The sequence below is a fragment of the Pseudoalteromonas sp. ECSMB14103 genome (assembly GCF_000813065.1).
Taxonomy (GTDB): domain Bacteria; phylum Pseudomonadota; class Gammaproteobacteria; order Enterobacterales; family Alteromonadaceae; genus Pseudoalteromonas; species Pseudoalteromonas marina.
In genome coordinates, this window is the sequence record NZ_JWGY01000008.1 from 138,230 (window position 1) to 151,375 (window position 13,146).

The window sequence follows — 13,146 nt, forward strand, 5'->3', positions numbered from 1 at the left end:
TACTCAAATTAGTAACCAATTAAGTTAAAATACGCGCTTTGCAATTGGTTACCCCACAGTAACGTGATCCAACCAGCAATTGCTAGGTAGGGCCCAAATGGAATAGGGGTTGCTTTATCTTTACCCTGAATAGTTAACAAGGCGATACCAATAATGGCGCCAACAACACTTGAAAGCAGTATTATAGTGAGTAACGATTGCCAGCCTAGCAGAGCACCAAATAACGCTAACAGTTTAAAGTCGCCATAGCCCATGCCTTCTTTGCCTGTTAGCAATTTAAATAACCAAAAAACACTCCATAAGCTTAAATAACCAAAAGCGGCACCCATAATTGCATCACTTGGCGTAATTGTAATTCCGGCAACAGCGGCAATCAGTGCCAGCCAAACAAGCGGTAAAGTGAGCTGGTCAGGCAGTAACATGTGGTCTATATCAATAAAGGTAAGTGCCACAAGTGCCCACGTGATCACTATGTATAATAATGCTTGTTCTGTTGCGCCAAAGGTATAAGCAACCACTAAACTTAATAGAGCGGTAATGGCCTCAATAGCAGGGTATCGAATAGAGATAGGGTTACTACAACTTGCGCATTTACCTTTAAGTATTAACCAGCTAATGATAGGAATATTTTGCCAAGGCTTAATGGCCGTTTTACATTTAGGGCAGGTAGAGTTGGGTTTTACAAGATTAAAATGCTCGCTGGTGTTTTTTGGTTTAGCTTGATTGGTATTGAGCTCGTCTTCAAGTAATAGCCTACACTCGCTTTGCCACTCTCGCTGCATCATAAGCGGCAAACGGTAGATAACTACGTTTAAAAAACTACCCACACATAAACTAACTAAGCCAACGGTGGTTAAATAAAACCACAGTTGGCTTTGCATTACTTCAATAATACTTTGCATATATACCTGAAACTATTCTAAAAAAAGTCTAAAAATTAAATGAAATAATAATCACAAAGAGAAGTTAAAGAAAGCAAATGAGAAGACTAAATCGCCAACCATAAAAATAAGACGCTCTTTAATTTCTGTAAAATTTTTTATTAATTAAATGACAGAACCTAATTGGAAAATAGGTAAGTACATGGCAACAATTAAGCCGCCTACGAGCACACCAAGTACCGCCATAATAAGTGGTTCTAACAGGCTTGAAAGGCCATCGACGGCATCATCAACCTCTTGCTCGTAAATAGTCGCTACTTTTGCCAGCATGCCATCTAACGAGCCAGACTCTTCACCAATGGCAACCATTTGAATTACCATATCAGGGAATATTTTAGAGTTACGCATGGCCCAGTTCATTTGATTACCCGAGCTAACCTCAGCTTTAATATCTAAAATAGCATAACGGTACACTGCGTTACCCGAAGCACCTGCAGCAGAGTCAAGCGCATCAACAAGTGGTACACCGGCTGCAAAAGTGGTGGAAAGTGTTCGGGCATAGCGTGCAACAGCTGCTTTATTTAAAATCATTCCAATCACAGGGAGCTTTAAAATGGCTCTATCGGTTGCATCTCTGAGTTTTAAGCTTCTGAGTTTGGCTTCTTTAAACGCATAACCAAAGCCAACAATTGCAATTAAAATCATCCACCAATACGCTTGCATAAACTCAGATATCCCGATTACAAATAAAGTAAATGCTGGGAGTTCAGCGCCAAAGCCAGAGAATATATCCTGAAATTGTGGCACTACGAAGATTAGCAAAATAGAAGTTACAATACCTGCTATCACTAATACAGATATTGGGTAAAACATTGCTTTTTTTATTTTTGATTTAAGCGCTTCAGATTTTTCTTTGTACAATGCAACACGATCAAATATTTTATCAAGCGCACCTGATTGCTCGCCCGATGCGACTAAGTCGCAATATAAGTCATCAAAATAACGAGGGTGTTTTCTTAGCGCTTGCGATAAAGGCTGACCTGCCTTTACTTCATCGCCAATGGTTTCCATTAGTTTACCCACGCTTTTATTAGTTGAGCCCGTGCCTATCATTTCAATGGCTTGTATAAGAGGTACACCCGCCATAAGCATGGTGGCGATTTGGCGTGTAACAAGCGCTATATCTTTAGGGGTGATTTTTTGAACACTTTGAATGCCAAATAAAGGTTTTGGCTTACGCTTTACTTTTGAAGGTGTAATGCCTTGCTTTCTTAGCTGAGCTTTAACAAGTGCAATGCTATTCCCTGTAAGCTCTCCTTCAAGTTTTTTCCCTCGGGCACTTACGCCGACCCACTGAAATGTATCGAGGCCTTTATCTTGTTGTTTTTTTGCCATGAGATGATCCAGCTGAATTAATATTATTAAAGAATTCTTTGTCTAGCATAACTTAATCGAATGATTCTTGGTAGAAATATACTGTTTATCAGGCACGTTGACCAATGGACCAAAACCTTGGCCCGTAAATATAGCCATTATCAGGATCGATATTATTATAAATTTCTATTGCTTTTTGTAAGTATAAAAACCAAGCGAGGATGAATACACACGCCAAAAATAACTTAGCGTATACATTTATAGGAATATGTTTGTACTTGTTTTTATTAAGCCTGCCAATAAGTAAGCCCCACATTATAAACAACAAGGTTTGAGAAACTGGCATCACATGTACACCAGAGAATAGTGAATACGTAATACCTATAGCAAAAGAGTAAAAAATACTTTCCGTAATTATATCTTTTTTATGATTTTTTAGATGTATTATAGATTTTCTCAATGTATTAAAAATTACGATTAAAATACAAATTAGTGCTACTCCTCCCCACTCATTTAAAACTTCTATCAATGAGTTGTGGGGATGACTAAACGGTGCTGAACTCCCGAGAGACATTTCAAATACACCAGGGCCACTTCCAATCAAAAAATGTTTCCATGATAGGTTAGAAAGTGTATTTAACCATAAATCAATACGGCCTGAAGAGGATGTACGAAGTATATCGGCTCCTCCTTTATTCAACGAATCTAAAATATAAAAAGCGATACAGCTAAGAGCAAGGCAAACTAGCCCGGTTAAAATTTGCTTTTTTAAGGTTGTTTTCAATATGAGAGCAAATACTGAAAAAATAAAAAAAGAGAGCAAGGCCCCTCGAGCTTGACCAATAAAAATTAGCAATAGGTTTAAAAATAAAACAATGAATACGATGCGTTGAATACTTTTAAATTTTAGCAGTAATATTAAAAAGGGAAGAATAAAAACCTGTACCTGATTAAAAAAGCGAATGTTAATAAAGCCAGAGTAGATTATATAGGGATTTAAATGTTGCTGTTCTACTAGTGTAAAAATTATGTTGAGTAGGCAAACCAAAACCAAACTTGTGTGTGCTATTAATAAGGTATAAATAATGAGCAGCACAGATTTTTTATCATTTATAGTACTTATATAGAACATTGCCCCAAAAAGTAGGCTGATGTGAAATGTGTAAAGTAAACTGAAGTTTTTTTCCTGATTAGCTAAAGATGACAAGAAACCGCTGAAAATAAAAGCTAGGAAAAGCATTGCGCTTTTTTTATCAAATAAGACTGCGAAAGTAGGTTTTTTTTTATGTAATAAAACTATAAGCATTAGAACGCAAAAGCTGAGTAGAAAAGCTATTTGGAATATACGTTGGTGATTATGGTAATCGTAAGAAGTAGTTGGAATCAATGGTGTTAAAGTGCTTAAGAAGAATAAACTAACTATAAGTAACTTTATTGAATTAGATCTAGTCATAGGTTTATTCTGTTTATTAAAAAAGCGCCACTCAGGCGCTTTTATCTAGTCATAAATCAATTAAGAATGAGGACAACTTTTTGGAGCTAGCTCTGTAGCGTCACCAGTTAAGCCTGAAGTTGCACATGACCAAGTACCAGCAGCGCTTCTAGTCCATGTTAAAACTGCCGCTGAAACTTGTGTTGGAGCATTATCGATATTGCATATAATGCTCGTAGCGGTTGTTGATATTGTACAATTTTCTGTTGCCGCAGACAGACCAATGTCAGCAACATCTGGAGCGCCAGCTTCACCATTATTCTTTTCTATTTCAAAGCCCGTACGTCCAGCTGAAATCTCTGCTAAGCCAGCTGTCAGTTTTGAAGTAGCCTGATAGCTAGAGTATGCAGGCAATGCTACTGCAGCAAGAATACCGATGATTGCTACTACAATCATTAATTCAATTAGGGTGAAACCCTGTTGTTTTTGAGTCATTGTTTTCATGTTTCCTCTCCTAAAGGATAGATTGTGTAAGTTAAATCACTTAATTGGCATTATGCCTAACTTAATTTAACTGATTTACTTTACAGTTTTGCTTAAAATAAACTTTTTGCGCTATCTCACGGTTTGAATGAGATTATCAGCGCTATATGCACTTTAGCTTTAGGGTATGAAACACAAAAGCTAGGTGTGAATTCATTATACTTTATATGTAACTTGCTATTTATAAATTGGATGTAATTAAAGTCTATCAGCAACCAATAAAAGTGTAGGAATAAATAACTTAAGCTGCTTATTAACTTTAATTTAAAAGCTAATAACTCATTATTTATGACGAACTTTTATAATAAAACAATACAAGTGTATCATTTTATTTTAGTTAATAGCACGTTACTTTTCCTAAAACAGCCAATTAATTTAACAAATTGTTACAATTAGTTATTTTTAACTATTAAATTACTTTTGTTTTAACTTGTCAACGCTTTAGCATTTATTAAATGTAGAACTAAATTATTACTTTGGCTATGCATCATTCAAAACGCATCGATAAATCGATTGATTGTAAGTTTTTTGTTAATGCGCCGCTAGATATAAAGTCTACGCCCGCTTGTGAATACGTTTTAAGTGTTTCTAACGTCATATTGCCAGACACTTCTAATTTAGCGCGTTTGTTAGTTAATACTACGGCCTGCTTAATTTGTTCAACGCTAAAGTTATCAAGCATGATTATATCGGCGCCTGCGTCTATGGCTTGCTTTAGCTCTTGAAGCGACTCAACCTCAACTTCAACCGGTTTGCTTGGGTGATTTAGTTTTGCCTGAGCAACGGCTTTTTCAATACCTCCGCAGGCTGCTATGTGGTTTTCTTTTATTAAAAACGCATCAAACAACCCAATACGGTGGTTTGCGCCACCGCCGCATTTTACTGCATATTTTTGTAAGGCTCTGAGTCCTGGAATAGTTTTACGGGTATCGAGTAGCTGTGTGCTAGTGCCGCTAAGCTCTTTTACATAATGCGCTGTGGTTGTTGCTGTGCCAGAAAGCGTTTGTACAAAGTTAAGCGCGGTGCGCTCTGCGGTTAAAATTGCGCGGGCGGACCCTTTTGCTGTAAATAGGGTGCTATTGGCAGTGACAACGTCACCATCGTTTACCAGTACTGATACCTGCACTGTTGGGTCTACTTGCTTGAACACTTCAATAATGATGCCTTTTCCACAAAAAATGCAGTCTTCACGGGTTATAACTTTGGCACTTGCTTGCTCGTTTTGTGGGATAAGCTGAGCGGTAATATCCCCATCGGCTGCGGTTTGATAGTTTAAGTCTTCGTCGAGCGCAAGGGTAACAAGTTGACTAAGTAAAGTGTGCGAAATAGACATGGCTAAAAGCTCATAAGCATTAATAAATTAAAGAAAATTTTACTATGTTTAAATAATGAATAGAAGCGCTTTTAATCATTAGAGCATAGCTGACAGCTTTAATATTAAAATATAAGCAGCTTATAATTCCCTACCTACCTAGGTGAGGCTTGGTTACTATCATTATTTTTATAAATCCTTTAGCATCAAGGTTATGAATAGTTTGGTATAAATGTAATGGCAATTGATTTAAATGGAGTGTTATTAGCGGCGCAACAGCGCGCATGCACGCACTATGATGAGCGCCCAGAACACACAGATATTACCTTGTTGGTCATTCATAATATTTCACTCCCCGCAGGGCAGTTTGGTACCCCTTTTGTGGATGATTTATTTATGGGGTGTATTGATTGCAATGCCCATACAAGCTTTAGTGATTTAAAAGGGCTGCGTGTATCAGCTCATTGTTTTATTAAACGCACTGGTGAGGTAATTCAATACGTGCCATTTAACAAGCGTGCTTGGCATGCCGGCGTATCTGAATATGAAGGACAAACTGCGTGCAATAATTTCAGTATTGGTATTGAGCTTGAAGGCACCGATACAGCTGCTTATACTCACGCTCAGTACGCCTCGTTATGTAATTTAAGTAAATCTATAATGCAGCGCTATCCCAAAATTACCTCTTCGCGTATTGTGGGGCACTGCGATATTGCACCCGGTCGCAAAACAGACCCCGGCAGTAGTTTTAACTGGCCATTATTTTTAAATATGCTTGAGCAACCAAGTTGAGAGAGTCACTATCATGATTTTAGTTTCTATTATTTTAGCGTTAATTTTAGAGCGTTTAGGGGCGCGAGCTAACTATTGGCAAATAAGCTATTACGCTAATGGCTATTTAAAACGCTCCAACCGCTTACTTGCCAGTAACGGTTTATTTAGTTCGGCAATGGGTTTTTTAATTTGGCTATTTTTACCTGTAGTAGCTATGGCGTGTATTTACAACTTGTCGGAATTTGTTTTGTGGGAGTTGGCCATTAATATTGCTGTTTTACTTGTTTGCTTTGGTTGTGCAAAGCAACGTGCTTTATATAAAGCGTATTTAAACGCACTTACACGAGATGATGGTACCGCGGCGTCTTTATATGCACTGCAAATGGGGCAAAAACGTACTGAAGATCAAAAAGGCGGTGAGACCTTTGGGCAAACACTTGCTTGGGTAAATTTTAGGTTTTACTGTGCAGTTATTTTTTGGTTTGTTGTTTTAGGTGCGCCGGGTGCTGTTTTATATGCTCTTGTACGTACCTTTGCCGATTTAGTGCGAGATAACCACAAAGTGATATTTGCTAAACATTTTAAGCTAATACATAAATTACTGTTTTGGTTAGATTGGTTACCAGCACGTATAGCGAGTTTTGGTTACTTAGTAATTGGTAACTTTAATAAAGGAACGAGCTGCTGGTTACATTACGCGCTTGATTTTTCAAGCCCTAACCGAAAGGTCGTCACTTATACTGCGCTTGCAGCAGAGCAAGTAGAAAAGCGTTATTATGGTTGCACTTACGAGGCAACGTGTATGATTAAGTTAGTTAAGCGTAATGTACTATTTTATTTAGTTTTAATTGCATTACTTACTTTGTTTGGCGGTTTGTCTTAACACCTTATTTTTTGAAGCCAATTTAAAGGCAAAGCACTTATTTACGCTAAAGTGCTTTGGTTTTGGCTTCCTTGCCTATTTAAAACGCTTTAAACATAGCGATTAGATCCTTCCTTAAAATAGAGTTAAAACTCTAAATCTATCTGGTCATACCATTTGAATGGCAATCTTACTAGCTTCTCAAAACTAAGCTATATTGTGTATTGTTTGATCTTCGTTAAAAATGCGTTACGCTAATATCCCCGTACAATTAACCTGTAAATTGACAGCCATATGGGTTTTTGATAACGTATTGCAAATTCTTGGTATGACCAATTTACCTTTTGGGTAAATCTTATAACTTTAAGCTCCAGTTTTAGGGCTTGGTATTTATACAACGCGGACGTTGATTCATGTCTTTAAAGATTAAAGCAGCAAAACTATCTGATGTTATTTTACAGCAACTTGAGAATATGATTCTTGAGGGATCGTTAGCACCAGGAGAAAAGCTGCCTCCAGAGCGTGAACTAGCAAAACAGTTTGAAGTGTCTCGTCCTTCGCTGCGCGAGGCCATTCAAAAGTTAGAAGCAAAAGGGCTAGTTACGCGTCGTCAAGGCGGTGGTACGTTTGTAAAAAATCAGCTGGAAGAAGGGTTAACTGATCCGTTATTTGAACTGATAAGTAAACACCCTGAGTCACAATTTGATTTGCTCGAATTTCGTCATGCTTTAGAAGGTATTGCTGCTTACTACGCAGCACTGCGAGGTACAAGTAACGATTTTACTAAAGTAAAACAAAGCTTTGATAAAATTGCGCTTTCGCATGATGACCTACAGCAAAAAGCAAAAGCAATTAATGCCTTTCATTTTAGTGTGGCTGAGGCCTCACATAATGTTGTGTTATTGCACTTGGTGAGAGGTATGCAGGCGCTGCTTGAGCAAAACGTATTGCAAAATTTAACGGTTTTATTAGAAAAACCTGATATTAGCAGTCAGTTAGCCGAGCACAGGCGTTTGTTAATGGATGCGGTTATTGACGGCAATCCAGAACAAGCTCGTTTAGCAAGTAATGCGCATTTAGCGTTTATTGAAGAAGCATTACTTGAAGCGGGCAAAGAATATTCGCGAATTGAACGTAGTTTAAGACGCACAAAACAAAATTAAGCTAATACTCTATTACTTGAACACACTAACTTAAGTATCAGTTGTATTAAATTAACAACATTCGTATTTTAAACATAAGGAAACCTCCATATGTCTGAAGTCAATAAAATTGACGTAGACGCGCTAGAAACACAAGAGTGGTTACAAGCTCTTGAATCAGTTGTGCGTGAAGAAGGTGTTGAACGAGCTCAGTACTTACTTGAGCAAGTATTAGAGCAAGCCCGCTTAGACGGCGTTGATATGCCAACGGGTATTACCACGAACTACGTTAATACTATTCCTGTAGATCAAGAACCTGCTTACCCAGGTGATGTGAACCTTGAACGCCGTATTCGTTCAATTATTCGTTGGAACGCGATTATGATCGTTCTGCGTGCATCTAAAAAAGATCTCGACTTAGGCGGCCATATGGCGTCTTACCAATCGTCAGCAGCATTTTATGAAGTGTGTTTTAACCACTTTTTTAAAGCGCCAAACGAGGTAGACGGTGGTGACTTAGTTTATTACCAAGGGCATATTTCTCCGGGTATTTACGCGCGTGCATTTGTTGAAGGGCGTTTAAGTGCAGCTCAACTAGACAACTTCCGCCAAGAAGTAGATGGTAAAGGTTTACCGTCGTACCCACACCCTAAATTAATGCCTGAATTTTGGCAGTTCCCTACAGTATCAATGGGCTTAGGTCCAATTGCATCTATTTACCAAGCGCGTTTCTTAAAATACCTAGATGGCCGCGGTTTGAAAGACACTAAAAACCAACGTGTATATGCGTTTTTAGGTGATGGTGAAATGGATGAGCCAGAATCACGCGGCGCAATCTCTTTTGCTGCACGTGAAAAGCTAGACAACCTATGTTACTTAATTAACTGTAACTTACAGCGTCTAGATGGCCCAGTAATGGGTAATGGCAAAATTATTCAAGAACTAGAAGGCCTATTTAAAGGCGCTGGTTGGAACGTAATTAAAGTTGTATGGGGAAGCGGTTGGGATATTCTGCTAGCTAAGGATACAACAGGTAAATTACTACAATTGATGAACGAAACAATTGACGGTGATTACCAAACATATAAAGCAAAAGATGGCGCGTACGTTCGTGAGCATTTCTTTGGTCGTTACCCAGAAACAGCAGCCCTTGTTGCAGATATGACGGATGACGAAATTTTTGCACTTAAGCGTGGTGGTCATGAACCATCAAAACTTTATGCTGCATTTAAAAAGGCCGAGCAAACTAACGACCGTCCTACTGTGATACTTGCTAAAACTGTAAAAGGTTACGGCATGGGTGAAGCAGCTGAAGGTAAAAACATTGCGCACCAAGTGAAAAAAATGGACATGAGTCATGTTGAACACTTACGTGACCGTTTAGGCCTACAAGATTTAGTCTCTGAAGAAGCAATAAAAGAGTTACCATACTTAGAGCTTGATGAAAGCTCTGAAGAGTACAAGTACTTGCATGCTCGTCGTAAAGACTTAAAAGGTTATACACCAACGCGTATTGCAGAATTTTCTGAGAGGTTACAGTTGCCAGAAGTAGAAGCGTTTAAGCCATTACTTGAAGAGCAAAAACGTGATATTTCAACCACAATGGGCTTTGTTCGCGCACTTAATATTCTATTAAAAGATAAAGGCATTGGTAAAAATATTGTTCCTATTATCGCCGATGAAGCGCGTACCTTTGGTATGGAAGGTTTATTCCGCCAGATTGGTATTTACAACCCGCATGGTCAAAACTACACCCCTCAAGACCGTGATATTGTTTCTTACTACAAAGAAGCAACATCAGGGCAGGTACTTCAAGAAGGTATTAACGAGCTAGGTGCAATGTCGTCATGGGTGGCTGCTGCAACATCATACAGCACGAACGATTTACCAATGATCCCATTCTACATTTATTACTCTATGTTCGGTTTCCAACGTGTTGGCGACATGGCATGGATGGCGGGTGACCAACAAGCACGTGGTTTCTTATTAGGTGCTACTGCCGGTCGTACAACGCTAAATGGTGAAGGCTTGCAGCATGAAGATGGCCACAGCCATATTCTTGCGAATACGGTTCCTAACTGTATTTCTTACGACCCAACGTACGCATTTGAAGTAGCAGTCATTGTTCAAGACGGTATTCGTCGTATGTACGGTGAAAACCAAGAAAATATTTACTACTACCTAACGCTTATGAACGAAAACTACCATCAGCCAGCAATGCCAGAAGGCGCTGAAGAAGGTATTCGTAAAGGTATTTACAAGCTTGAAAGCTACGAAGGTAAAAAAGCCAACGTACAGCTATTAAGCTCAGGTACTATCATGACGGAAGTGCGCAAAGCAGCGGCCATTTTAAGTGACGATTACGGCATCGCATCAGACGTTTACTCTGTAACGTCATTCAATGAGCTTACACGTGATGGCCAAGATGTTGAGCGTTTCAACATGCTTAACCCAGAAAGCGAGCAAAAAACAGCTTACATTACGAGCGTATTAAACGACTCAGTAACTGTTGCCGCTACCGATTACATGAAAAACTACGCAGAGCAAGCCCGTTCATTTATTCCTAGCAATAACTATAAAGTGTTGGGTACAGATGGTTACGGACGTTCTGATAGTCGTGAAAACTTACGTCGTCACTTTGAAGTTAACGCAAGCTACGTTGTTGTTGCAACGTTATCTGAACTTGCTAAACGCGGTGAAGTTGAAAAGTCTGTAGTTGTTGACGCGCTTAAGAAGTTCGACATCGACACTAATAAACTAAACCCACTGTACGCATAAGAGGTTTGCAATGAGTATTGAAATTAATGTTCCAGATATCGGTGGCGATGACGTAGAAGTAACCGAAATCTTAGTAAGCGTTGGTGACAAAGTAGATGTTGACCAATCTTTACTGACTGTTGAAGGCGATAAAGCCTCAATGGAAGTACCTGCTGCGCAAGCGGGTACTGTAAAAGAAATTAAAGTAAATGTTGGCGACACGGTAACAACGGGCTCTTTAGTGTTTATATTTGAAGGCGAAAGCGCTGGTGCTGATGCAGCACCAGAAGCACCTACTGAATCAACAGCCCCGGCTCAAGCTTCAGGTTCTTCAACTAAAGAAGTAACCGTACCAGATATTGGTGATGATGAAGTTGAAGTAACCGAAATCATGGTTGCTGTTGGCGACACTGTTGAAGAAGAGCAATCTATCTTAAACGTTGAAGGCGACAAAGCGGCTATGGAAGTGCCTGCACCGTTTGCAGGTACTGTAAAAGAAATTAAAGTCGCTACTGGCGATACAGTTAAAACGGGTTCTTTGGTATTTATTTTTGAAGTTGCCGGTTCAAGTGCCCCTGTATCAGATGAACCTAAGCAAGAGTCTGCACCAGCAGCGCAAGCTGAAAGTTCTGCAACAAGTACAAAAGATGTAAACGTACCAGATATTGGCGACGACGAAGTTGAAGTAACCGAAATCATGGTTGCTGTTGGCGATAGCGTAGAAGAAGAGCAATCTATCTTAAACGTTGAAGGCGACAAAGCGGCTATGGAAGTACCTGCACCATTTGCAGGTACTGTAAAAGAAATTAAAGTAGCTACTGGCGATAAAGTTAAAACAGGCTCACTTATTTTTGTTTTTGAAGTGGCCGGCAGTGCACCAGCAAAAGCATCTGCGCCTGCTGAGCAAAAGCCAGCGGCTGCACCTGCAAAAACCGAGTCGGCACCAGCACAAGCTGCACCTGCGGCTAAAGCTAGTAATGAAAGTTTTGAAAACAACAGTGCGTATGCGCATGCATCGCCAGTTGTTCGTCGTTTAGCCCGTGAGTTTGGTATTAACTTAGCTAATGTAAAAGGCACGGGTCGTAAAAACCGTGTGGTTAAAGAAGACGTGCAAAACTATGTTAAAAACTTAGTTAAGCAAGTTGAGTCTGGTCAGGTTTCAGCATCAGCAGGTAACGCCGGTGGTAGTGAGCTGGGCTTAATTCCTTGGCCTAAAGTAGATTTTGCTAAGTTTGGCGAAATTGAAGAGAAAAAACTATCGCGCATCCAAAAGTTATCGGGTAAAAACTTACACCGTAACTGGGTACAAATCCCACATGTAACACAGTTTGACGAAGCGGATATCACAAGTCTTGAAGCGTTCCGTAAAGAACAGAACGTGTTAAGCGAGAAGAAGAAGCTGGGCGTTAAAATTACACCACTTGTGTTTGTGATGAAAGCTGCAGCTAAAGTACTTGCAGAGTTCCCAACGTTTAACTCGTCGCTATCTGAAGATGGCGAAAGCTTGATACTTAAAAAATATATTAATATAGGTGTGGCAGTAGATACGCCTAATGGCTTAGTTGTTCCTGTGTTTAAAGACGTGGACAAAAAAGGCATTATTGAGTTATCTCGCGAGCTAATGGACGTGTCTAAAAAAGCGCGTGAAGGCAAGCTAACTGCATCAGACATGCAAGGCGGCTGTTTTACTATTTCAAGCCTTGGTGGAATTGGCGGTACGGCATTTACGCCGATTGTTAACGCACCAGAGGTAGCTATTTTAGGTGTATCTAAATCTGAGATTAAGCCTAAGTGGAACGGTAAAGAGTTTGAGCCTAAGTTAATGGTTCCGTTATCTATGTCGTACGATCACCGAGTGATTGATGGCGCACTAGCAGCACGTTGTACAGCAACACTTGCAAGCTACATGAGCGATATACGTCAATTAGTGATGTAACACCAATTTTATTAAAAAGGCGATCATTCTAGCGAATTAAATAGCACGTTAACGGCGTCAGAAATTACTCATATAGGAAAAACTATACAGCGTAATTTCTACCTTGTTATAGCGCTATTTTCCTGTCGCGATA

The 13,146-nt window shown here is 39.4% G+C and carries 10 protein-coding genes; 5 read left to right on the top strand and 5 right to left on the bottom strand.

Features of this window, described 5'->3' with window-relative positions; genetic code table 11:
* Window positions 1-8 precede the first annotated feature (8 nt).
* The 5 genes from RF53_RS13745 to nadC all read right to left on the bottom strand — a co-directional run bounded on the left by RF53_RS13745 (window position 9) and on the right by nadC (window position 5,563).
* The gene (locus tag RF53_RS13745; protein ID WP_039038009.1) at window positions 9-902 is read right to left on the bottom strand and encodes a prepilin peptidase; all 894 of its coding nucleotides are present in this window, start codon (window positions 900-902) and stop codon (window positions 9-11) included.
* 144 nt (window positions 903-1,046) lie between these two features.
* Complete coding sequence (locus RF53_RS13750) at window positions 1,047-2,276, bottom strand: type II secretion system F family protein (RefSeq protein WP_039038010.1); 1,230 nt, start codon at window positions 2,274-2,276, stop codon at window positions 1,047-1,049.
* A gap of 88 nt (window positions 2,277-2,364) precedes the next feature.
* Window positions 2,365-3,708: an O-antigen ligase family protein gene (locus RF53_RS13755; RefSeq protein WP_039038011.1), complete on the bottom strand. Its 1,344-nt coding sequence runs from the start codon at window positions 3,706-3,708 to the stop codon at window positions 2,365-2,367.
* Between the two features lie 60 nt (window positions 3,709-3,768).
* Window positions 3,769-4,191 carry a pilin gene (locus tag RF53_RS13760; protein WP_039038012.1) on the bottom strand — a complete coding sequence of 141 codons (423 nt, stop codon included), beginning with the start codon at window positions 4,189-4,191 and terminating at the stop codon, window positions 3,769-3,771.
* Between the two features lie 526 nt (window positions 4,192-4,717).
* Window positions 4,718-5,563: a carboxylating nicotinate-nucleotide diphosphorylase gene (nadC, locus tag RF53_RS13765; protein WP_039038013.1), complete on the bottom strand. Its 846-nt coding sequence runs from the start codon at window positions 5,561-5,563 to the stop codon at window positions 4,718-4,720.
* 216 nt (window positions 5,564-5,779) lie between these two features.
* On the opposite strand from nadC, the gene ampD reads away from it, so the two are divergent.
* The 5 genes from ampD (at window position 5,780) to aceF (ending at window position 13,013) form a co-directional block, all read left to right on the top strand.
* Complete coding sequence (gene ampD, locus RF53_RS13770) at window positions 5,780-6,334, top strand: 1,6-anhydro-N-acetylmuramyl-L-alanine amidase AmpD (protein ID WP_039038014.1); 555 nt, start codon at window positions 5,780-5,782, stop codon at window positions 6,332-6,334.
* Window positions 6,335-6,347: 13 nt separating this feature from the next.
* Window positions 6,348-7,199 carry a beta-lactamase regulator AmpE gene (gene ampE, locus RF53_RS13775; RefSeq protein ID WP_008131099.1) on the top strand — a complete coding sequence of 284 codons (852 nt, stop codon included), beginning with the start codon at window positions 6,348-6,350 and terminating at the stop codon, window positions 7,197-7,199.
* A gap of 392 nt (window positions 7,200-7,591) precedes the next feature.
* Window positions 7,592-8,341 carry a pyruvate dehydrogenase complex transcriptional repressor PdhR gene (gene pdhR / locus RF53_RS13780; protein ID WP_006794551.1) on the top strand — a complete coding sequence of 250 codons (750 nt, stop codon included), beginning with the start codon at window positions 7,592-7,594 and terminating at the stop codon, window positions 8,339-8,341.
* Between the two features lie 90 nt (window positions 8,342-8,431).
* A complete protein-coding gene (gene aceE / locus RF53_RS13785) occupies window positions 8,432-11,098 on the top strand; it encodes a pyruvate dehydrogenase (acetyl-transferring), homodimeric type (protein WP_039038015.1) in 2,667 nt (888 codons plus the stop codon).
* 10 nt (window positions 11,099-11,108) lie between these two features.
* Entirely contained in the window at window positions 11,109-13,013 is a 1,905-nt protein-coding gene (gene aceF, locus RF53_RS13790) for a pyruvate dehydrogenase complex dihydrolipoyllysine-residue acetyltransferase (RefSeq protein WP_039038016.1), read from the top strand.
* Window positions 13,014-13,146: the final 133 nt, after the last annotated feature.

Bases quoted from the DNA above. Each gene is read 5' to 3' on its own strand.
- RF53_RS13745 (WP_039038009.1), bottom strand. From the start codon at position 902: ATGCAAAGTATTATTGAAGTAATGCAAAGCCAACTGTGGTTTTATTTA.
- RF53_RS13750 (WP_039038010.1), bottom strand. From the start codon at position 2,276: ATGGCAAAAAAACAACAAGATAAAGGCCTCGATACATTTCAGTGGGTC.
- RF53_RS13755 (WP_039038011.1), bottom strand. From the start codon at position 3,708: ATGACTAGATCTAATTCAATAAAGTTACTTATAGTTAGTTTATTCTTC.
- RF53_RS13760 (WP_039038012.1), bottom strand. From the start codon at position 4,191: ATGAAAACAATGACTCAAAAACAACAGGGTTTCACCCTAATTGAATTA.
- nadC (WP_039038013.1), bottom strand. From the start codon at position 5,563: ATGTCTATTTCGCACACTTTACTTAGTCAACTTGTTACCCTTGCGCTC.
- ampD (WP_039038014.1), top strand. From the start codon at position 5,780: ATGGCAATTGATTTAAATGGAGTGTTATTAGCGGCGCAACAGCGCGCA.
- ampE (WP_008131099.1), top strand. From the start codon at position 6,348: ATGATTTTAGTTTCTATTATTTTAGCGTTAATTTTAGAGCGTTTAGGG.
- pdhR (WP_006794551.1), top strand. From the start codon at position 7,592: ATGTCTTTAAAGATTAAAGCAGCAAAACTATCTGATGTTATTTTACAG.
- aceE (WP_039038015.1), top strand. From the start codon at position 8,432: ATGTCTGAAGTCAATAAAATTGACGTAGACGCGCTAGAAACACAAGAG.
- aceF (WP_039038016.1), top strand. From the start codon at position 11,109: ATGAGTATTGAAATTAATGTTCCAGATATCGGTGGCGATGACGTAGAA.